Consider the following 18,100-nt stretch of genomic DNA (forward strand, 5'->3'; position numbering starts at 1 on the left):
TCATAAGCTGGGCTATGATTAGTATTTACGCACAGTGCGTACTTGCTCACGCCATACTTTTTTCTTGTAACGCTTAACAGCAGCGGCTTTTTTACGCTTACGCTCTTGCGTTGGTTTTTCAAAGAATTCTTTTTTACGTACGTCAGCTAGGACACCTGCTTTTTCACAAGCACGCTTAAAGCGACGGATAGCAATATCAACTGGTTCGTTTTCTTTTACCTTAACTGAAGGCATAGAATCACTCCTAAAAATCAAGACAGGTTGCATCAATCAGGCTGTATTATAATATATAGCGTTACGGTCTTGACGTAGGCATCAGCTCAGATCGGAAAAATAAACCAAACCAACCTTTGGCTTGGGGCTTGCCGCACCTATTGCACAACAAGCCCCATATTATAGCCATTTACTATCATAAAAGCAAGAAAGATTTTAAATTATTGAGCCGTTTCAGTCGCCTGTACCGCTTCAGCTGTGGCAGGTGCGTCCGTAGTAGCAGGTGCAGTCTCACTGGCTGTATCCGTCGCTGTCGCACTGGCAGGTGCAGCATCGGCTGCTAATTGAACCATGCTAGGCTGACCTTCATCGTCAAACTTAATTTCTTCAACTTGGGGTGCTTTTTCTTTGGCAATCGCTTGGGCTTCTGCCAGCTTATCAACCGCTGCCACTTCTTCGTGGTGTCCGCCACATGCTGTTAACACTACTGCTGATAAAACAAGACCTAAAATGCTTTGAATTTTCATGGTTGCTCCAAATATCAAAATTGCCAAACAGGCAAATTACACCAAAATAATCGCTCTATTATGCCATATTTTACAGCATTTTACACATGATTTTAAAAGATTTGCACTGCAATATCATCCTATGAGTATCGCACCAATCAATTTAAGCCACTCATAAAATAACAACCAAAAGCGATAAAATACGCATAAACCAAATAAGCAAACTGTGACAGTACTCTTATCACATTAGGCGTGTGATTTTTAAAGCGTTGGTAGCGGCAAGCTTATGGCTATGCCATTATAAACTTGCCAAAACACTTCATGGCTTGCCTAGTCACTCTTTCACCGCAAGCGTTACCGTATAAGTCTTGCCTTGTTTGATTTTGTCGCTATTACCAAACACTTCGGTAAACGAGCGTTTCATAAAATCCCTTAACCCATTGATGGTAACCACATAAAAGCGTCCGCCCATCTCCATGCGTTCATAGGCATCTAGCAGATACAAATAATGCTGTTCTTTGCTTGCTTTGGCAGGCAGATTGCTCATGACTAGGCTAAATTTTTGGGTATTGTCTACCTGATTAAAGCCGTTGGAGAGCTGTACGTGCGTGTTTTTTAGCCCATTTTTCTCACAGTTTAAGCGAGCGTATTCTACCGCCACAAAGTCCTTATCTATCAAAAAATGCTGACCGTTTGGGCATTCACGAGCGGCTGTCATGCCAAGTACGCCATAGCCACAGCCTAAGTCAATGCTGGTGTCATCATCTTTAAAATCAATATAATCAAGCAGCATAAGACTGCCATCGTCCAATTTTTCAGGACTAAAAATCCCCCAAGTGGTGGCAAAACTAAACGGCTTACCCAAAACGTCTTGGGTGAAGGTGATGTCATTTCGCCATGTTTTGGCTTTGTGTTGGAGTTCGGTAAGTGTGGTTTTGATGGTCATGGTTGATTTTTGGTGTGGGTTTGGACTATTGTAACAAAAAACAGCGATGAATAACATCAGTTAAATTTGGCTTTTAATATTCAAGATGCCCATCAATCGTTGGTGTGTTTGGTGGTTCAAGTGGTTGATTGGTGTTGTAAAGCATTTTTAAAATGAAATTTCACTAAAAATCACCAAAATCCAACCGCTTGCTCAATCTTTCACTTTCACTTTCCCTGCACTACATACATTCCCAAAGCCGTCAAAGCCAATGAACCCAAAACATGTAGCACAACCGCCATCAATGCCCCAAAAAACCGTCCGTTTTGGATCAGCGTTACCACTTCTAATGAAAAACTAGAAAAAGTCGTCAGCCCACCCAAAAAGCCTGTGATCAATAGCAGTTTATAGTGCGGATTATCCAGCCATTGTGCCAGTACACCAATCAAAAACGCCCCAAGCCAGTTCGCCGTCAGCATTCCAAGCGATAATGCCGTCTGCCCGCTCCATTGACTAAGTCCCCAACGCAGTACCGCCCCAGAGCCACCGCCTATTGCAACCATCAGCAGATTATACATAATTAACAGCACCCTGAATTAGGCTTACAGACTTGACCAAATTCTGAAAGTTTCATTTTGGATTTTTGTGGCTTGGCAGGAATACCGCATTGGTCTTCGGCAAGGCAGACAGTGTGTTTATTTTTGAGTAAAAAATGTGTGCCGTCAAATGCTAAATCATATTTACCAATGGTATCACATTGGTATTCTACCTCGATCTCTACATCAGGTAAATTGAGCTTTTCTTCGGAAAGTTTGATGATATCAAGTAGCTTGTATGCTTTTAGCCTATGGTCAAAATCATCGGCAGTCCACAACTGAAAATTAACAGTATTTTCTTGTCTAACCGTGCCACCACAATCAATAAAATGCTGACTAATTAGCCCCACTTCGGTAACGTGAAAATGTGGTGGCACTGTCGTACCGTCTTCTAGTATAAACGAGATGTTATCAACAGAACCCAAGATGTCTTTGATTTGTGAGAGTTTCATAATAAATACCTTTTAAGATGGTGAATGTAAAAAATATAAAAACAATGACCGCTTTGCCTGTCTAATTTTTCCCCCGATTGATCAGCCACACCAGCGACAACATCACAGGCACTTCCACCAGCACCCCCACCACCGTTGCCAATGCCGCCCCAGAGTGCAGGCCAAATAGAGATATCGCCACCGCTACGGCAAGTTCAAAAAAGTTGCTCGTGCCAATCAAGCAGGCGGGAGCAGAGATTTCGTGCGGTAATTTAAGCCATTTGGCAATTCCCATACTCAAAAAGAAAATGCCATAGGTCTGCACTAAAAGTGGAATGGCAATCAGCACAATCACAAACGGATTTGACAAAATCGTACCTGCTTGAAAAGCAAACAACAGCACCACTGTCAAAAGCAAGCCAAAGATGGAAAAGGGCTTTAATTTGGCGGTGAATTTAGCGATAGAGCGGTCAGATTTGATTAAAATTTTGCGAGTTAGCCAGCCTGCGACAAGGGGCAAAAGCACATACAAAACCGTGCTTACAATCAAGGTCTGCCAAGGAATACTAATGTCGCTTACACCAAGTAGCAAGCCTGCAATCGGTGCAAAGGCAAAAATCATAATGATGTCGTTCACCGACACCTGCACGAGTGTGTAGTTCGGATCGCCCTTGACCAACCCAGACCACACAAACACCATCGCCGTACACGGAGCCACGCCGAGCAAAATCATACCTGCGATGTATTCTTGTGCCGTCTGTGCGTCCACCCAATCAGCAAACAGCAACCGAAAAAACAGCCAACCGACCAGAGCCATCGTAAAGGGCTTAATCAGCCAATTTACTGCCAAAGTCATCGCCAAGCCCTTCGGCTTTTTGCCGACATCTTTGATGGCAGACCAGTCAATCTGAATCATCATCGGATAAATCATCAGCCAAATCAGCACGGCAATCGGCAAATTGATGTGGGCGATTTGTAGTGTCGCAATCTTTCCCACCGTATCAGTGAAATTAACCCCAATGACCACGCCCAAAATGATGGCAAGAGCCACCCAAATACTTAAAAATCGTTCAAAATTTCCCATTTTATGCTCCTTGTTTTGGGTGTTGTTTGGTGATGATTTCGCCATCTTCTTTGACAAAATCCGCTTTCAAAGGCACAGGCGAGATGTCCAAAAATACTTCGGACGGACGGCACAGTTTCACGCCCTTTTCGGTGACAACAATCGGGCGATTGATTAAAATCGGCTGGGCAAGCATTGCCGAAATGAGCTTGTCATCAGACAGCTCTGGGCGTTCTAAATTTAAGCGTTCGTATGGTTCAACATTGGTGCGAAGTAGTGAGCGTGGTGTGATATTCATTTTGGCGATTAACTCACGCAAAGTCGCTTCATCAGGCGGATTGTCCAGATAATGAATGATGGTCGGCTCAATACCCAAATGGCGAATTAACGCCAAAGTGTTGCGGGACGTACCGCAGTTTGGGTTGTGGTAGATGGTGATTGGGGTGTTTGATGTATTAGCACTTGGCATAGTGCCCTCCGTCATTAGTTTAATTATTCAAGAAATATTGAATTATAAAAGCAAAAATAACCTGATAAAGCCATCAGGTGAGATTTAAGCGCATTTTAGCAGGGGTTTTTAGATATTTCAATGGTTATTGAAATAAAAGAGCGGTCGGAAATCGCAAAATTTTTGTAAAATCCTATCGCTTGTATTTTTCAAGCTGTCTGAAAAAACCTTGTTCGAATACTTGCAGGTGCTATCATCAATCTTCTAATTTGGTTTATTTGATGATATAAGGTCGTCTCTTTTGTTCAATTAATTCGCAAAGTTCGTGGCTCTTTGTAAATCCAACTCCAACGGATTGGAAAGCTCACAAAACCATTTAGCCCATCGTTCTGATATAGACGTTAGAGATATTTCATCAAATAGAGTATTTTCAGATTGAATTGCAAAAAATCGATTTAGTGAATTAGCTAAATTTTTATTTTCTAAAAATCTTCTACAAATCCATAAATGAATATCTACTAATTGCAAGCCAACATTACTATCACTTGACTTATAATCTATATCTATTGATGGCATATTTGATAAGTTTATACTTGGTAAAAATGGACCAATTTGTAAATTTGTGTCTGTACTATTACTGATATTTTGATATAGTTTAGTTAGCCAATTTTGTGATTTGTTAAATTGAGACTGAATATCCACAATAATTTTTGTTGCACTTGATTGATTTTGTTCAATTCTATGACAAATCATAAAAATTACTGATTGAAAGGATGTGATATTTGGTGAAACTTGTAATATATTTTCTTTGGAATGAACATTGTAACCAATCTCGGAAGGATTTTTTATCACCCATTTCATTGCATCGGAAATAATCTCAACTAAGCGTTTATCTGAAAAACAAGATGCTTTAAGTAAAATTTGTTCACAAATATCAACCAGACTAGTTTCTGTCTCTTTTGAATTTATATTTATGCGTGCTTTCCAAGCCTGATTAGCTAAATCATCATCAAATAACTCTGCGATTGCAAGTAGCAAAGGATATCTTAATGGTGTCCAATACCAATTCCAAGGAACAGCAGGATTAACACCTTGGTCGAAGACTTGGTCAAAAAAACTGATAATTGCAAAATCTTTTTTATTTAGCCTACAACAATCAAAATATATGTCATATTTTTGATATATATCTCCTAAATCATCAATAATTCTAACTAATCCACCATTACCCAGCTCATTAGCATGCAATTCACTCACTGACAATTTATTCTTTAAATTTATAACATCCTGTTGGGCTACGATGTCTAAATCAAATTTAGAACTCAATACTCCGTAATATAAGTATGGTTGGTCTAAATCAAAAAGGTTTGAACCAGAATTACCACTCTCATCTATATAAAAATACATAACAATCCCTAAAATGCGCTTATATTTTTTAGTTAGCCTACAAACGCTTAGCAATTCTCACCACTGTCCTGACAGCATTTGTCCGTCAAAAACACCACCAACGCCATCATCAAATCCAAATTGGCGTAATAACGCACAAACCGCCCTTGCTGTTCGCTTTGCACCAGCCCAGCATGGCTTAATGTTTTAAGATGAAAAGAAAGGCTGTTGGGGGCGATGCCCAGTATTTTTGCCAAATCGCCTGCAATCATGCCCTCCGTTCCCATTTTGGTAAGTTCCTGAAAAATCGCCAAACGAATGGGCGATGACAGGCTTTCAAAGAGTAGGCTTGCGTTTTGAGTGTTCATGGCTTGTGTTTATCCGTTGGATTGAAGGGGTATTTTAGCAAAGACGTACAGATATTTCAATGATGGTTGAAATGATGGGCGTTTTTATTTTTCAGGCAGCCTGAAAACCCAAATTGAAAAACCAAAAAACAATGCCGTCTGAAAGATTGGTTTTCAGACGGCATTTTGGCAAAAACCGACCTTTCAGGCTGTCTGAAACCGCTTACTGTAAATTTTGTAATATCGCACAATGTGAACGCTCATCGCCTGCACATTCGTCGTGCCACGCCTGCAAGGTATTTTTCATCTGTTCCAACTGGGCGATTTTTTGAGCCAACGTGGCGATATGGCTGGCGGTCAGGGCTTTGACATCACAGCTTTTGCGGTTGGGGTTGTCTTGCAAGGCGAGCAATTCGCCGATTTGTGCCAAGCCAAAGCCCACTTCTCGGGCGTGGTGGATAAAGTGAAGCCGTGCCAAATCCGCTTGTTTGTAATCACGGTAGCCTGAAAAGGTGCGTTCGGCAGGGGTAAGCAAGCCCAATTTTTCGTAATCTCGGATTTGTTTGCTGGATAGACCGGTGATTTTGGCGACTTCGCTGATTTTCATGGTTTTTTCTCCTTTACAAAACGTAACATAAAAGTTTTGAAAAACCCTTGACCTTGACGCAAGGTTAAGGATTATTATATGTCCATACACAGCAAAACAGCAATACTGCTTGTGTATCCGTCCAGAACATTCTGGTTTATCAATCCAAAACGGAGAAATGTTATGAACATCAAAAACAAAACTTGCCAATGTCCCAACTGCCCTTGTGGCACACACAACGCCAACTGCACTTGCGTTTGCTGTGCGGACTGCCAATGCACTACCGAGCAATGCTCGTGCAACTGCCAATAAGGGCAAACGCTGTTTTTAAACAAGTCCATGCCAAGTCATCACGGCTTGGTATGGCAAACAAACCAACTTAATTTATCCATTTTTATCCATGCTTTAAGGAGCTGTTATGAACAATTTAAAAAAATACCTTACCGTTGCCGTGCTGTCTGTGGCACTTGGCGGTGTGGGCGGATTTGCCATTGCCAATACCACCCAGCAAAATAATATGTCGCAAATGCACGAAAACATGATGAACAATCACGCCAAAATGGGGGCGATGAACCACGACATGAATGCCATGAACCAAAATAAAGCCAACCAAGCACCGCACACCCAAGAATATATGCAGTCGATGAACGCCCTGCACGATGAGATGATGGTAGGCGTTGCCGACAGCGATGCCGACCGAGCCTTTGCCCGCTCCATGATACCGCACCATTTGGGGGCGATTAAGATGGCAGAAGTTCAGCTTAAATACGGCAAAGACCCAGAAATGCGAAAACTCGCTGAACAAATCATCAAAGCCCAAGACCCCGAAATCAAACAGATGGAGCAATGGCTCAAAAAATAAACCTGTCGCCCGCCAAGCCAGCTGGTTTGGTCGGGCAAATCTTGCCTTTAAATAGGATTTAGGAGTTTTTATGCGTAGCATGAAAAAAGCATTGGCAACAGGCGTGTTAAGTGTTTCTATCATCGCAGGGGCGGTATCCTTGTTTGTCATGAACCGCCCAGCACAAGCCGTCAATCATGTGGAAGTGTGGAAAGACGCCAATTGCGGTTGTTGTGGCGAATGGGTAGAACACATGAAGAAAAACGGCTTTACCGTGAGCGTCCACAACACGGGCAACCGTGAAATGCGTGCCAAGCTCGGTATGCCTGAAAAATTTGCGTCCTGCCACACCGCCAAAGTGGGCGGTTATGTGATTGAAGGACACACGCCGGCATCCGACATCAAGCGTCTGCTCACACAAAAGCCTAATGCCCTAGGTCTGGCAACCCCCGCCATGCCACTTGGCTCGCCCGGTATGGACGGCGAAGCCTATCAGGGTAAAAAGCATGATTACAACGTGCTTTTGGTGCAAAAAGACGGCACCAGCCAAGTGTATCAGGCTTACAAGGGCAACCAAAATTAAACAAGAACGCTGTTTTAAAAACAGCGTTTTTTTCAGACGGCATAGATTTTTAATTTTCAGGCAGCCAAAACGGTCAAACTTCACAATTTTTTTGCAGTCCCGTTATCACTTTGCAATGTGCCACGTCGTTTTCTTGGCAACCTTGCAAGGCGGTCAGGTGGGCTTTCATGTGCTGTAATTGTGCGATTTGCTCGTCAATCCGTGCGATATGGCGAGTGAGCAGTTCGGTGGCGTTATCACAGCGGTTGTGCGGTTGGCTTTGCATTTGCTGTAAGGCTTTGATTTCTTCAACAGAAAAACCGACATGACGGCAGTTTTTGATGAATTTTAGGGTGTCTGTCATTTCTTGGTTAAACAGCCGATAGCCGTTTTCGCCACGAATGGGGCTAATCAGCCCCATTTTTTCATAATAACGGATACTTTCAAGCGACAAGCCGACTTGCTCGCTGACGGTTTTTACCTGCAATAAATTTTTCATAAAACGCTTGACCTTGTTCCGACAACAGGGTTTATGATAAACCATAAACAGTTATTTTAAAAGGGTAAAATCATGTCTTGCCAATGCTCTACGCAAAACAACGCCGTACACTCGGACAGATACCGCAATATATTGTGGATTGTGCTTATTCTCAATTTCTCCATGTTTTTTGTGGAAGTCTTTATCGGCTGGCGGTCTGGCTCGGTGTCCTTGCTGGCTGACAGCTTGGACTTTTTGGGCGACAGTGCCAACTATCTCATCACGCTGTTTGTGTTGGGCAAAACCTTGCAAACTCGTGCCAAAGCCAGCCTGATTAAGGGTATTTCTATGGGGCTAATGGGGCTTTGGATTTTGTTTACAACTTTATACAATCTATTTATGGGCGATGTACCAAATTATCACGATATGGGCGTGGTCGGCTTACTTGCTTTGGCGGTCAATGTAACCGCAGCGTGGCTGTTGTACCATTTTCGTGAAGGCGACAGCAATATGCAAAGCGTTTGGCTGTGTTCTCGCAACGATGCCATTGGCAACGTGATGGTGGTTTTGGCGGCGGTTGCGGTGTATTTTAGCCAATCCAAAATCCCTGATTTGCTGGTGGCAGGCATTATGGTGTATTTATCACTATCTGCAAGCAAAGCAATCATCAGTAGAGCTTGGTCGGAGTTAAAGGAGCATTGAGATTTGTCTAAAATAAAAACGCTGTTTTGCTCATGAAAAACAGCGTTTTTTTTCAGGCAGTCTGAAAGGTCGGTTTTACAAATATGCCGTCTGAAAATTTGTCCGAACGGGTTTTCAGACGGCATGGGTTTCGTTGGGTCTTGACCCAACCTTGTATCTCACCACCAAGACTAGCTATCTTGGTGATGGCATGGTAGATTATACCATCACCCTAAGTTACTTGGCAGTTTCTACCCAACCTGAGTACTTTGATGCTGTCTCGTAGATTAAACCCGAGTAACTTTTTAATCATCGTACAATCTGAATGGTATCCAAGCGCTTGATTGATTTTCAATCATGACGCTGAATGAACAAGGCTAGATGACAATGACTTATTATGTTGGTATTGATGTTAGTAAGCACAAGCTGGATGTGGCTTGGCTTAAAGAGTTAAGTACAATGAAAGTCAAAACCAAAGTCTTTAATAATCACTTTGATGATTTTGAACACATCATTCATTGGCTTAAAACCAATCTTGGTACAGATGTCAGCTTCAATGACATTCATCTTATTATGGAAGCCACAGGGGTGTATCATGAACCTTTGGCGTATTATTTACACGATTTGGGTTTTAAAGTCTCTATCATCAATCCTGCCTTTGTCAAGCACTATGCAGACAGTTTAGGCGTAAGACAAAAGACAGATAAAAAAGACAGTATTGTCCTTGCCAGATACGGCAGAGCCACCCACCCTGATGCTTGGATTGCCCCAAGTATTGAAGCTCGTCATTTAAAGTCTTTGCTTTCTCGTCTTGATGCTCTAAATGAAGACTTACAACGAGAAGAAAACCGCAAAGAAAAAGCAGAAGTGGCAGACACAACCCCCATTGTTAAACAATCCATTGATGAGATGATTGTGGCATTAAAATTGGCAATCAGCAAATTAAACCAAGACATTGACACTCATATCAACAACCACCCCAAACTTAAAGAAGAGCAAACACTCTTACAAAGCATCAAAGGAGTAGGACAAGTCATTTCAAGACAAATGCTAACTCTGTTTAATACCAAGCAATTTAACAATGCCAAACAAGTCTCTGCCTTTTTAGGGTTAATTCCCAAACAACAAGAATCAGGATTGTTTAAAGGCAGATCAAGACTTGCCAAAACAGGCAATGCTCAATTAAGAGCTAAGCTATATATGGCAGCAGTTGTTGCCACCAAGTACAATCCAGACATTAAAGACCAATACGAACGCTTACAACAAAATGGCAAATGCAAAATGCAAGCTTTATGTGCTTGTATGCGTAAATTGGTACAAATCTGCTTTGGTGTGATCAAACACCAAACTCCCTACACCCCACAAGTTAGGATAGAAAATATGGCTTGACAAGGGGTGAGGAGAGATGGTATCTACAAGCTGAAAACCAATCTTTCAGACGGCATTTACTTTTGATTTAGGCTTTCAGACAGCCTGAAAGCCCCACCAATCAATGCCCCATCACAATATCCACATCTTCGGATTTGTCGTGTACACCGAATCTGTCCACGAGCGTTTGGCTGGCTTCGTTTAAGCCATATACACTCACATTCGCCCCTAATTTGCGGTATTTGATAACCACTTTATCTAAGGCTGAGATGGCAGTTACGTCCCAAAAGTGGGCGTGAGTCAAATCAATGCTGACATCGGTAATGCCTTGTTTGCCAAAGTTAAATTGGGCAATAAAATCATCGGCAGATGCAAAAAACACTTGTCCTACCACAGCATATGCCAAACTTTTGGGGCTGTCGGTCGGCAAGGTATTTATCACCATATAGCGTCCGATTTTGTTGGCAAAAAACAAAGCGGCGAGCAGCACGCCAGCAAATACACCCAGTGCCAAATTGTGCGTAAACACCACGATGGCGACCGTTACCACCATCACCACGTTAAAGCCGACAGGGTGGCTTTTAAGCTCTTTGATTGAAGCCCAATTAAATGTGCCGATAGACACCATAATCATCACCGCCACCAGTGCAGGCATTGGGATAATTTTGATTAAATCCGCCAAAAACACCACCATAATCAGCAAATACACACCTGCCAAAAAGGTAGAAAGTCGTGTGCGACCGCCTGATTTGACGTTAATCACCGACTGCCCAATCATCGCACAGCCCGCCATTGCCCCCATTAAGCCTGACGCAATGTTAGCGATGCCTTGCCCTTTACATTCACGGTTTTTGTCGCTGTCGGTTTCGGTCATCTCGTCCACGATGGTCGCCGTCATCAAGGATTCAAGCAGTCCCACCATCGCAAGGCTAAATGAATACGGCAAAATAATCCACAAGGTCTCCAAGTTTAGCGGTATATCAGGCAACAAAAATACAGGCAAGGTATCAGGCAGCTGCCCCATATCGCCCACTGTGCGTACATCAATGCCCAGTGCCACCGTCAAAGCGGTGAGCGTGATGATGGTAACGAGTGGCGATGGGATAATTTTGCCAAGTTTGGGAATATAAGGAAATAGATAAATAATCGCAAGACCCAATGCCACAAGGGCGTAAGTATGCCATGTTACACCCGTCAGCTCTGGCAGTTGTGCCATAAAAATCAAAATCGCCAAGGCGTTCACAAAGCCGATGACCACCGCCCGAGCCACAAATCGCATGAGCGAGCCAAGCTTTAAAAAGCCTGCGATAATCTGAATGACTCCTGTCAAAATCGTTGCCGCCAGCAGATACTCTAAACCGTGTTCTTTGACGAGTGTAACCATCACGAGTGCCATCGCCCCTGTCGCTGCCGAAATCATCGCAGGACGACCGCCGACAAAGCTAATCACCACCGCAATACAAAATGACGCATACAGCCCCACTTTGGGGTCAACCCCTGCAATGATAGAAAAGGCAATCGCTTCTGGAATGAGTGCCAGCCCCACCACCAAGCCTGAGAGCATATCGCCACGCACATTACAAAACCATTGCTGTTTTATGCTGTCAATCAATGAAAAACTCCTAAAATCAACCAAAATCAAAAGGCATGGCCATCGCACGCCTAAAACAAAAAAACCAAGCCTTTGCTTGGCTAACTCACGCAGGTTTGCCCTACCGTCAATCAATCAAAAACAAACAACCACACTAACAACGCCCGCCACTATCTTGACAGCATTCGTCCGTCAAAAAGCCTGCTAACTGCTTCATCAAATCCAAATTGGCATAATAACGCACGAACCGCCCCTGCTGTTCGCTACGCACTAAGTCTGCGTGGGTGAGCGTTTTTAGATGAAAGGATAAATTGTTGGGGGCGATGTCTAGTTTTTTGGATAAATCACCTGCCACCAGCCCAGATTTTCCTGCTCGTGTGAGCATTTGAAAAATCGCCAAGCGAATGGGCGATGACAGACTTTCAAAAAGTTTGCTTGCGGTTTTGGGGTTCATAAGTGAAGATGCGTGCTGTTAAAAGGGGGTATTTTAGCAGGGGCGAGATAATATTTCAATGATAATTGAAGTATTAGTGCTGTGCCGACAAACAAATATGGCTGTGATGTGGGCGTGTAAAAAAGACAGGGCTACACTAAATTAGCTTAAAACTCCTCTTGCAAAGTGCATTTGTGGTAGAATAATAAGGTTATATTGGCATAAATATTTATCAGGTTACTAGCTGTTGGCAGCAACTTGGACAAAGAAAAGTTCAAGTGGTTTAATCTGCTGTTTTTGCTGTATTGCACGGCAATCTTTATAAACTAAGCATGACATAAGTGTTAATCTAGTTTAGCTCTAAATTTGTTTTTATGGAAAAAATAATCATGAAAATACTTGACATCACGATAAAATTGCTTAAAATTTTTCGCAATTCGCAATTCGCAATTCGCAATTCGCAATTCGCAATGTAAGCCATAATTGCCCCCGTATTTTAATTTCCCAATTATTCAAAACAGGGGAATTAAAATGACTATTCAAACCCAATCGCACACATTGTTTGATAGTCAAACTAGCGACAATCCCAAACTTACCCTACTAAAAACCCACTTCCCCCACTGCTTTGATAAAGACGGTAATTTTTTGCCTGATAAATTCGCCCAAGAATTACACGCCCAAGATATCGCCACAAGCCGTGAATACTACACGATGAATTGGCTGGGCAAATCCTACGCACGCTATTTGCGTGAGTGTCCGCCGACTACCCTCCTCTGTGAAAACACCGCCCATAACAGCCTACCTGAAAATAAAAACAGCCAAAATTTGCTAATCAAAGGTGATAATCTAGAAGTGTTAAAACACCTAAAACACGCCTATCAAGGCAAGGTAAAAATGATATACATTGACCCGCCCTATAACACAGGTTCAGATGGTTTTGTGTATCAAGACGATCGTAAATTTACACCCCAAAAACTTGCCGAGCTTGCCGATATGAGCCTAGATGAAGCAAAACGGGTGCTGGATTTTACCGCCAAAAAATCCAACTCGCACAGTGCGTGGCTGACCTTTATGTATCCGCGTCTGTATGTGGCAAGGGAATTACTCAAAGATGACGGTGTGATTTTTATCAGTATTGATGATAATGAACAAGCACAGCTCAAATTATTGTGTGATGAAGTATTTGGGGAGGAGAATTTTTATGGTATGGCTTCTTGGACTTCTACAACCAAAGCAATGAATGCAGGTTCAGCGAAGTTTAAAATTCAAAAATCAGATGAGTATATTCTTGTATATGGAAAAATGAGTATGCAAGATCACCCACCATTCAATTTGGAAGTGAAAGAGAAAAAAGACTACCCCTTCCAAAATGAAAATGGTGAATTTTATAGAGAAGAAGAGGTTCAGCAGAGAAAAAATACAGGAATTAAGCGTTCTGAAAAAATGGTTTTTCCTATACTTGGAGTTTACCCAAGAGATGGAAATCGTTGGACTATTGGTAATCAAACTGCGATAGATTTAGAAAAGAAAGGAGATGTTTTCGTTAAAAATAAAACCATATTTAGAAAAATTTATAAATCTGATGAAATTAACGAAAGTCATTATCCGCTTTGGATAGACTTATCAGATACGGTTGGAACAAGCGAAAATGGTAAAGCACTAGTTTTAGAAATTCTAGGTAAAGAACATGGGTTTGAAACAATAAAACCATTAGATTTAATAGAAAAACTTTTATTTCATTTTACAGATAATAATGATGTTATTTTAGATTTTTTTGCAGGAAGTGGAACAACAGCCCACGCTGTTATGACATTAAATGTACGACAAGAAACAAATAGGAAATATATTTGTGTTCAGTTACCTGAAATTGTTTCCAAAGAAAGTGATGCTCATAGGGCAGGTTATAAAACCATTTTTGAAATCACCAAAGAACGCATTATCCGTTCGGCTCAAAAAATCAAAAGCGAAAATCCTGATTATGGGGGCGATTTAGGCTTTAAAATTTTTGAAACTACTGCCGATTTTCGTGCGATTGATGATGAAAATATTACGCCTAAAAGTTTGGATTGGGTGGATACATTGGCAAAACAATTAAGCGATGACGAATACCAAACGCTTTTAACCACTTGGCGTGTCTATGACGGGCAACTACTTACAGACAGCGTGCAAGCGGTTGATTTTGGCGGATATGTTGCACATCTTTGTGGTGATAATCTGTATCTTTTGGCAAGCGGTTTTGATAGCAGTCATATCAAAAATTTAATGGATAAATTGGACAACGACAAGGTATTTTTACCGACACGGATTGTGCTAAATGGTGTGAACATTGATAGCCCAAAACAAAAAGAATTAAAACAGGCATTAGACACCTACAATAACAAGAAAAACCTAAATCTATCGCTTTTGGTGAGGTACTAACATGGGCTTTCATTACGAAAAAGAGCTGCCCCACCAAATAGGGGCGATAAATGCGGTTTTGGGCGTGTTTAATGGGGCAAATAAAATTGATAATAGCGTGGGTGAAAATCCAACTTTGGGGTTTTCAGCCAGCCTGTATCGTGAAAATATCCAAAAAATCCAGTCGCAAAATCAGCTTGATAAACAGGCGGATTTTTCCAATGTGCTAGATATTGCGATGGAAACAGGCACAGGCAAAACCTACACTTACACGCAGACGATGTATGAAATGCACCGTTTGCTTGGCGTGAATAAATTTGTGATTGTCGTGCCGACTTTATCCATTAAGGCAGGCACCGAGCAGTTTTTAAAATCAGATGCGTTGCGTGAGCATTTTCGTTTGGATTTTGACGGTAAATATGGGCAAGCACAAATCAAGCTTTATGTTGTGGAAAGTCAAAAGACAAAAAAAGGCAAACGAGGCAGCCCCATGCCATCTGAAATTGTGCAGTTTGTGCAGGCGGACAATGCCAAGCAAATCCACGTTTTGCTGCTCAATATGGGGATGGTAAACAGCAAAACGATGAAAGGCGAAGATAGTGGCAATGATGGCAGTATTTTGCTGAACGATAAATTTGATAAGCCCTTTGAAGCGATTGGCTCGGTCAAGCCGATTCTGATTATTGACGAGCCGCACCGTTTTGATGACAGCAATAAAACGTGGCAAAGTTTGATGAGCCTTAAACCGCAATTTATTTTGCGATATGGGGCGACCTTTAATGACAAATTTAAGAACTTAATTTACCGCTTATCAGCCATTGATGCCTTTAATCAAGATTTGGTAAAAGGCGTGGTTGCCCATATTCAAGAAGTGCAGGGCGACAATAAAACGAGCATTAAATTTATCGGCAAAACCGACACCGATGATGTGATTTTTGAATTAAACGAAAACGGCAAAAAACAAACTTTTACTTTATCCAAAGGCGATAGTTTAAAGCATATTCATCATGCCATTGATGATTTGGTGATTACCGATATTCACGCCAAAAAGTCGCTTGTGGTTCTAAATGGCGAATTTGAATTACAACTAAACGAAACTTTTAAGCCGTATTCTTATGCCAATTTGGTAACGGATACAATGATAAGCCAAGCGGTTCGCACGCATTTTGATAATGAAAAAATCCTGCTAAACCGTGATGACAAAATCAAACCCTTAACGCTGTTTTTTATTGACGATATTAAAGGCTACCGAGACGGCGATAATGTTTCAGGCAGTTTGAAAAACCGTTTTGAACAGATTGTCCAAGTCGAAGCCGAGCGAGCATTACAGACGGCAGAAGTTGGCACGGCGTTTTATCGGTCGCTCCAAACTGTGCTAAAAGACGTATCTGCCACGCACGGCGGTTATTTCTCCAAAGATAACAGCACTGATGATGAGAACATCGCCCAACAAATCAGCGAGATTTTGCACGATAAAGAAAGTCTGTTGTCGCTAAACAATCCACGCCGTTTTATTTTTTCAAAATGGACACTGCGTGAAGGCTGGGATAATCCGAATGTGTTCGGTATTTGTAAATTACGCTCTAGCGGTTCTGACACCAGTAAATTGCAAGAAGTGGGGCGGGGCTTAAGACTGCCTGTCAATGAATATATGAGCCGTGTCAAAAATAGCGATTTTAAATTGCATTATTTTGTGGATAGCTCCGAGAGTGATTTTGTGGAAACACTTAAGGCTGAGATTAACCAAAGTGGCGAGCGTGAAGTGATACCAACGGCGTTAAATGATGACTTATTTGTCAAAATCCAAAATCATTATGATGAAAGCAAAAAACAAATCCGCCAAAAATTAGCCGATTTATTGGACGATGATGATAATTTGGTGGGCGATGATGTTTTGGCACAATTAAAAGCGATTTATCCGCTTGCCTTTACCGCTCAAAAACTAAAAGGCGATAAAATCACCAATGTTAATGATAAACGCAAAAACACTGCCAATTTGCGTGTGGGCAAATACGATGAATTAAAAGACTTGTGGAAGGCGATTAACCAAAAAGCGATTTTGCGTTATGAGATGACAGAAAATCAAACGCTTGATTTATTCAAAGCGTTTTTGGTGGAAAACCAAAGCAAATTTACCGCCACAGGCATTGCCGTTAAAACGCAAACGCTCATAAAAATTGATGAAAATACCGTTGGTTTTAAGGAGATTGCCAGCGTGGAAAATGCCGTTTTTGAACCGATTAACACCCTAAACTATCGTGAGTTTTTACAAAAACTTGCCCAACAATCCTACATTAAAATACAAACCCTTCACCAAGCGTTTTATGAGTTGCAGGATACAATTGAGATTGGGCGGTTTTTAAATGATGACACGATACGCTTTATTGTCGGTGGGTTTGATGGTTATCTGTTACAACACTCTTTGAGTAAATTTGAAATCGGTTATCAAAAAATCAGCGGTCAAATTCACCCAACCAAATTGACCGACAAACAAGGCAATGCCCTGCCTGAAATTGAGATTAACCAAGATTGGGGCGTACTTACTGATGAAAAACCGTTAGACAACTTTTTGTTTGATAGAGTGTTTTTTGACAGTCAGATTGAAAAACAAAATATTGTTGAAAATAATGGAGTGGATACGACCGAGATTATCGTGTTTACCAAAATCCCCAAAAATGCCATTAAAATCCCTGTGGCAGGTGGTAAGACTTATTCGCCTGATTTTGCTTATATTGTCAAAACAGCTAAAGGTGAGACATTAAATCTGGTGATAGAAAGCAAAGGCGTGGCAGATGAAAGTGGCTTGCGCCAATTTGAGAACCAAAAAATCAAACACGCCCAAAGGTGGTTTTCTGCAATGAATGAGCAAAGTGGCATTGATGTGAAGTTTGTTACGCAGTTTGAGCAGGAGAAAATAAAAGATATTATCCAAAAGCTTATAATAAAGTAACGCCAAAGCCAAGTTGTATTTTACCATCAAAGATGGTGTTGGTTTTAAGAGCCAATTTGTATTTTATTATAAGCTTGATTTTATGATAAGATAAGAATACTGTATTTGGTTCTACTGCATTTATAAAAGCACAAAATATTCAAGTAGTTTTAACTTAAGCTTTTTGTTGTGTTATCATAAGTTTGGCTTTATGATATAAGTGAGTGTCAGTGTTATTTTAGTACACCCCTATAAATAAAGATACTTGATAAGCCAAAATATTTTTTACCCTTTTTAAGCATAAATCATTTCAAAGGTGTAA

The 18,100-nt window shown here is 41.3% G+C and carries 20 protein-coding genes; 7 read left to right on the forward strand and 13 right to left on the reverse strand.

Annotated features, from left to right (window positions below):
* Positions 1 to 18 precede the first annotated feature (18 nt).
* From rpsU to cueR, 10 genes are all read right to left on the reverse strand, one after another.
* Positions 19 to 234, reverse strand: coding sequence for a 30S ribosomal protein S21 (rpsU, locus tag LU293_RS02695; RefSeq protein WP_242748412.1), 216 nt, complete (start codon positions 232 to 234; stop codon positions 19 to 21).
* A 200-nt stretch (positions 235 to 434) separates the two neighbouring features.
* Complete coding sequence (locus LU293_RS02700; protein WP_242748414.1) at positions 435 to 740, reverse strand: hypothetical protein; 306 nt, start codon at positions 738 to 740, stop codon at positions 435 to 437.
* Positions 741 to 1,053: 313 nt separating this feature from the next.
* Positions 1,054 to 1,665, reverse strand: a complete 612-nt coding sequence (locus LU293_RS02705) for a class I SAM-dependent methyltransferase (protein WP_242748416.1) — start codon at positions 1,663 to 1,665, stop codon at positions 1,054 to 1,056.
* Between the two features lie 206 nt (positions 1,666 to 1,871).
* Positions 1,872 to 2,222 (reverse strand): fluoride efflux transporter CrcB, encoded by a 351-nt coding sequence (gene crcB, locus LU293_RS02710; protein WP_242748418.1) that lies wholly within the window; start codon positions 2,220 to 2,222, stop codon positions 1,872 to 1,874.
* Between the two features lie 2 nt (positions 2,223 to 2,224).
* Complete coding sequence (locus LU293_RS02715) at positions 2,225 to 2,692, reverse strand: DUF6428 family protein (protein WP_242748420.1); 468 nt, start codon at positions 2,690 to 2,692, stop codon at positions 2,225 to 2,227.
* A gap of 61 nt (positions 2,693 to 2,753) precedes the next feature.
* Positions 2,754 to 3,755, reverse strand: a complete 1,002-nt coding sequence (arsB, locus tag LU293_RS02720) for an ACR3 family arsenite efflux transporter (RefSeq protein ID WP_311195315.1) — start codon at positions 3,753 to 3,755, stop codon at positions 2,754 to 2,756.
* A 1-nt stretch (position 3,756) separates the two neighbouring features.
* Entirely contained in the window at positions 3,757 to 4,203 is a 447-nt protein-coding gene (arsC, locus tag LU293_RS02725; RefSeq protein WP_242748424.1) for an arsenate reductase (glutaredoxin), read from the reverse strand.
* A 288-nt stretch (positions 4,204 to 4,491) separates the two neighbouring features.
* Positions 4,492 to 5,586, reverse strand: a complete 1,095-nt coding sequence (locus LU293_RS02730) for a DUF3800 domain-containing protein (protein ID WP_242748426.1) — start codon at positions 5,584 to 5,586, stop codon at positions 4,492 to 4,494.
* Positions 5,587 to 5,633: 47 nt separating this feature from the next.
* Complete coding sequence (locus LU293_RS02735; protein WP_242748428.1) at positions 5,634 to 5,933, reverse strand: ArsR/SmtB family transcription factor; 300 nt, start codon at positions 5,931 to 5,933, stop codon at positions 5,634 to 5,636.
* A 202-nt stretch (positions 5,934 to 6,135) separates the two neighbouring features.
* Positions 6,136 to 6,519: a Cu(I)-responsive transcriptional regulator gene (gene cueR / locus LU293_RS02740; protein WP_242748430.1), complete on the reverse strand. Its 384-nt coding sequence runs from the start codon at positions 6,517 to 6,519 to the stop codon at positions 6,136 to 6,138.
* Positions 6,520 to 6,916: 397 nt separating this feature from the next.
* On the opposite strand from cueR, the gene copM reads away from it, so the two are divergent.
* Both copM and LU293_RS02750 read left to right on the forward strand, forming a co-directional pair.
* The gene (gene copM, locus LU293_RS02745; RefSeq protein WP_256462118.1) at positions 6,917 to 7,360 is read left to right on the forward strand and encodes a CopM family metallochaperone; all 444 of its coding nucleotides are present in this window, start codon (positions 6,917 to 6,919) and stop codon (positions 7,358 to 7,360) included.
* A 70-nt stretch (positions 7,361 to 7,430) separates the two neighbouring features.
* Complete coding sequence (locus tag LU293_RS02750; protein WP_242748432.1) at positions 7,431 to 7,922, forward strand: DUF411 domain-containing protein; 492 nt, start codon at positions 7,431 to 7,433, stop codon at positions 7,920 to 7,922.
* Between the two features lie 73 nt (positions 7,923 to 7,995).
* On the opposite strand, the gene LU293_RS02755 is transcribed toward LU293_RS02750, so the two are convergent.
* A complete protein-coding gene (locus tag LU293_RS02755) occupies positions 7,996 to 8,400 on the reverse strand; it encodes a MerR family DNA-binding protein (RefSeq protein WP_242748434.1) in 405 nt (134 codons plus the stop codon).
* A 72-nt stretch (positions 8,401 to 8,472) separates the two neighbouring features.
* Between LU293_RS02755 and LU293_RS02760 the strand changes: the two genes are divergently transcribed.
* The 3 genes from LU293_RS02760 to LU293_RS02765 all read left to right on the forward strand — a co-directional run bounded on the left by LU293_RS02760 (position 8,473) and on the right by LU293_RS02765 (position 10,449).
* Positions 8,473 to 9,081: a cation efflux transmembrane domain-containing protein gene (locus tag LU293_RS02760; RefSeq protein ID WP_242748459.1), complete on the forward strand. Its 609-nt coding sequence runs from the start codon at positions 8,473 to 8,475 to the stop codon at positions 9,079 to 9,081.
* A gap of 133 nt (positions 9,082 to 9,214) precedes the next feature.
* Positions 9,215 to 9,346, forward strand: a complete 132-nt coding sequence (locus LU293_RS09795) for a hypothetical protein (RefSeq protein ID WP_256462119.1) — start codon at positions 9,215 to 9,217, stop codon at positions 9,344 to 9,346.
* 101 nt (positions 9,347 to 9,447) lie between these two features.
* Positions 9,448 to 10,449, forward strand: a complete 1,002-nt coding sequence (locus LU293_RS02765) for an IS110 family RNA-guided transposase (protein ID WP_242747192.1) — start codon at positions 9,448 to 9,450, stop codon at positions 10,447 to 10,449.
* Between the two features lie 100 nt (positions 10,450 to 10,549).
* On the opposite strand, the gene LU293_RS02770 is transcribed toward LU293_RS02765, so the two are convergent.
* A complete protein-coding gene (locus LU293_RS02770; protein WP_242748461.1) occupies positions 10,550 to 12,040 on the reverse strand; it encodes a SulP family inorganic anion transporter in 1,491 nt (496 codons plus the stop codon).
* 133 nt (positions 12,041 to 12,173) lie between these two features.
* The gene (locus LU293_RS02775; protein ID WP_242748464.1) at positions 12,174 to 12,473 is read right to left on the reverse strand and encodes an ArsR/SmtB family transcription factor; all 300 of its coding nucleotides are present in this window, start codon (positions 12,471 to 12,473) and stop codon (positions 12,174 to 12,176) included.
* 510 nt (positions 12,474 to 12,983) lie between these two features.
* On the opposite strand from LU293_RS02775, the gene LU293_RS02780 reads away from it, so the two are divergent.
* Together LU293_RS02780 and LU293_RS02785 are read left to right on the forward strand one after the other, a co-directional pair.
* Positions 12,984 to 14,870, forward strand: coding sequence for a site-specific DNA-methyltransferase (locus tag LU293_RS02780; RefSeq protein WP_242748472.1), 1,887 nt, complete (start codon positions 12,984 to 12,986; stop codon positions 14,868 to 14,870).
* Between the two features lies 1 nt (position 14,871).
* Complete coding sequence (locus LU293_RS02785; protein ID WP_242748474.1) at positions 14,872 to 17,799, forward strand: type III restriction-modification system endonuclease; 2,928 nt, start codon at positions 14,872 to 14,874, stop codon at positions 17,797 to 17,799.
* Positions 17,800 to 18,100 lie beyond the last annotated feature (301 nt).

Source organism: Moraxella nasovis, assembly GCF_022701215.1.
GTDB lineage: Bacteria > Pseudomonadota > Gammaproteobacteria > Pseudomonadales > Moraxellaceae > Moraxella > Moraxella nasovis.

What these genes read in the sequence shown, in the direction of transcription:
- rpsU (WP_242748412.1), bottom strand. Translation starts at nt 234, where the DNA reads ATGCCTTCAGTTAAGGTAAAAGAAAACGAACCAGTTGATATTGCTATC.
- LU293_RS02700 (WP_242748414.1), bottom strand. Translation starts at nt 740, where the DNA reads ATGAAAATTCAAAGCATTTTAGGTCTTGTTTTATCAGCAGTAGTGTTA.
- LU293_RS02705 (WP_242748416.1), bottom strand. Translation starts at nt 1,665, where the DNA reads ATGACCATCAAAACCACACTTACCGAACTCCAACACAAAGCCAAAACA.
- crcB (WP_242748418.1), bottom strand. Translation starts at nt 2,222, where the DNA reads ATGTATAATCTGCTGATGGTTGCAATAGGCGGTGGCTCTGGGGCGGTA.
- LU293_RS02715 (WP_242748420.1), bottom strand. Translation starts at nt 2,692, where the DNA reads ATGAAACTCTCACAAATCAAAGACATCTTGGGTTCTGTTGATAACATC.
- arsB (WP_311195315.1), bottom strand. Translation starts at nt 3,755, where the DNA reads ATGGGAAATTTTGAACGATTTTTAAGTATTTGGGTGGCTCTTGCCATC.
- arsC (WP_242748424.1), bottom strand. Translation starts at nt 4,203, where the DNA reads ATGCCAAGTGCTAATACATCAAACACCCCAATCACCATCTACCACAAC.
- LU293_RS02730 (WP_242748426.1), bottom strand. Translation starts at nt 5,586, where the DNA reads ATGTATTTTTATATAGATGAGAGTGGTAATTCTGGTTCAAACCTTTTT.
- LU293_RS02735 (WP_242748428.1), bottom strand. Translation starts at nt 5,933, where the DNA reads ATGAACACTCAAAACGCAAGCCTACTCTTTGAAAGCCTGTCATCGCCC.
- cueR (WP_242748430.1), bottom strand. Translation starts at nt 6,519, where the DNA reads ATGAAAATCAGCGAAGTCGCCAAAATCACCGGTCTATCCAGCAAACAA.
- copM (WP_256462118.1), top strand. Translation starts at nt 6,917, where the DNA reads ATGAACAATTTAAAAAAATACCTTACCGTTGCCGTGCTGTCTGTGGCA.
- LU293_RS02750 (WP_242748432.1), top strand. Translation starts at nt 7,431, where the DNA reads ATGCGTAGCATGAAAAAAGCATTGGCAACAGGCGTGTTAAGTGTTTCT.
- LU293_RS02755 (WP_242748434.1), bottom strand. Translation starts at nt 8,400, where the DNA reads ATGAAAAATTTATTGCAGGTAAAAACCGTCAGCGAGCAAGTCGGCTTG.
- LU293_RS02760 (WP_242748459.1), top strand. Translation starts at nt 8,473, where the DNA reads ATGTCTTGCCAATGCTCTACGCAAAACAACGCCGTACACTCGGACAGA.
- LU293_RS02765 (WP_242747192.1), top strand. Translation starts at nt 9,448, where the DNA reads ATGACTTATTATGTTGGTATTGATGTTAGTAAGCACAAGCTGGATGTG.
- LU293_RS02775 (WP_242748464.1), bottom strand. Translation starts at nt 12,473, where the DNA reads ATGAACCCCAAAACCGCAAGCAAACTTTTTGAAAGTCTGTCATCGCCC.
- LU293_RS02780 (WP_242748472.1), top strand. Translation starts at nt 12,984, where the DNA reads ATGACTATTCAAACCCAATCGCACACATTGTTTGATAGTCAAACTAGC.
- LU293_RS02785 (WP_242748474.1), top strand. Translation starts at nt 14,872, where the DNA reads ATGGGCTTTCATTACGAAAAAGAGCTGCCCCACCAAATAGGGGCGATA.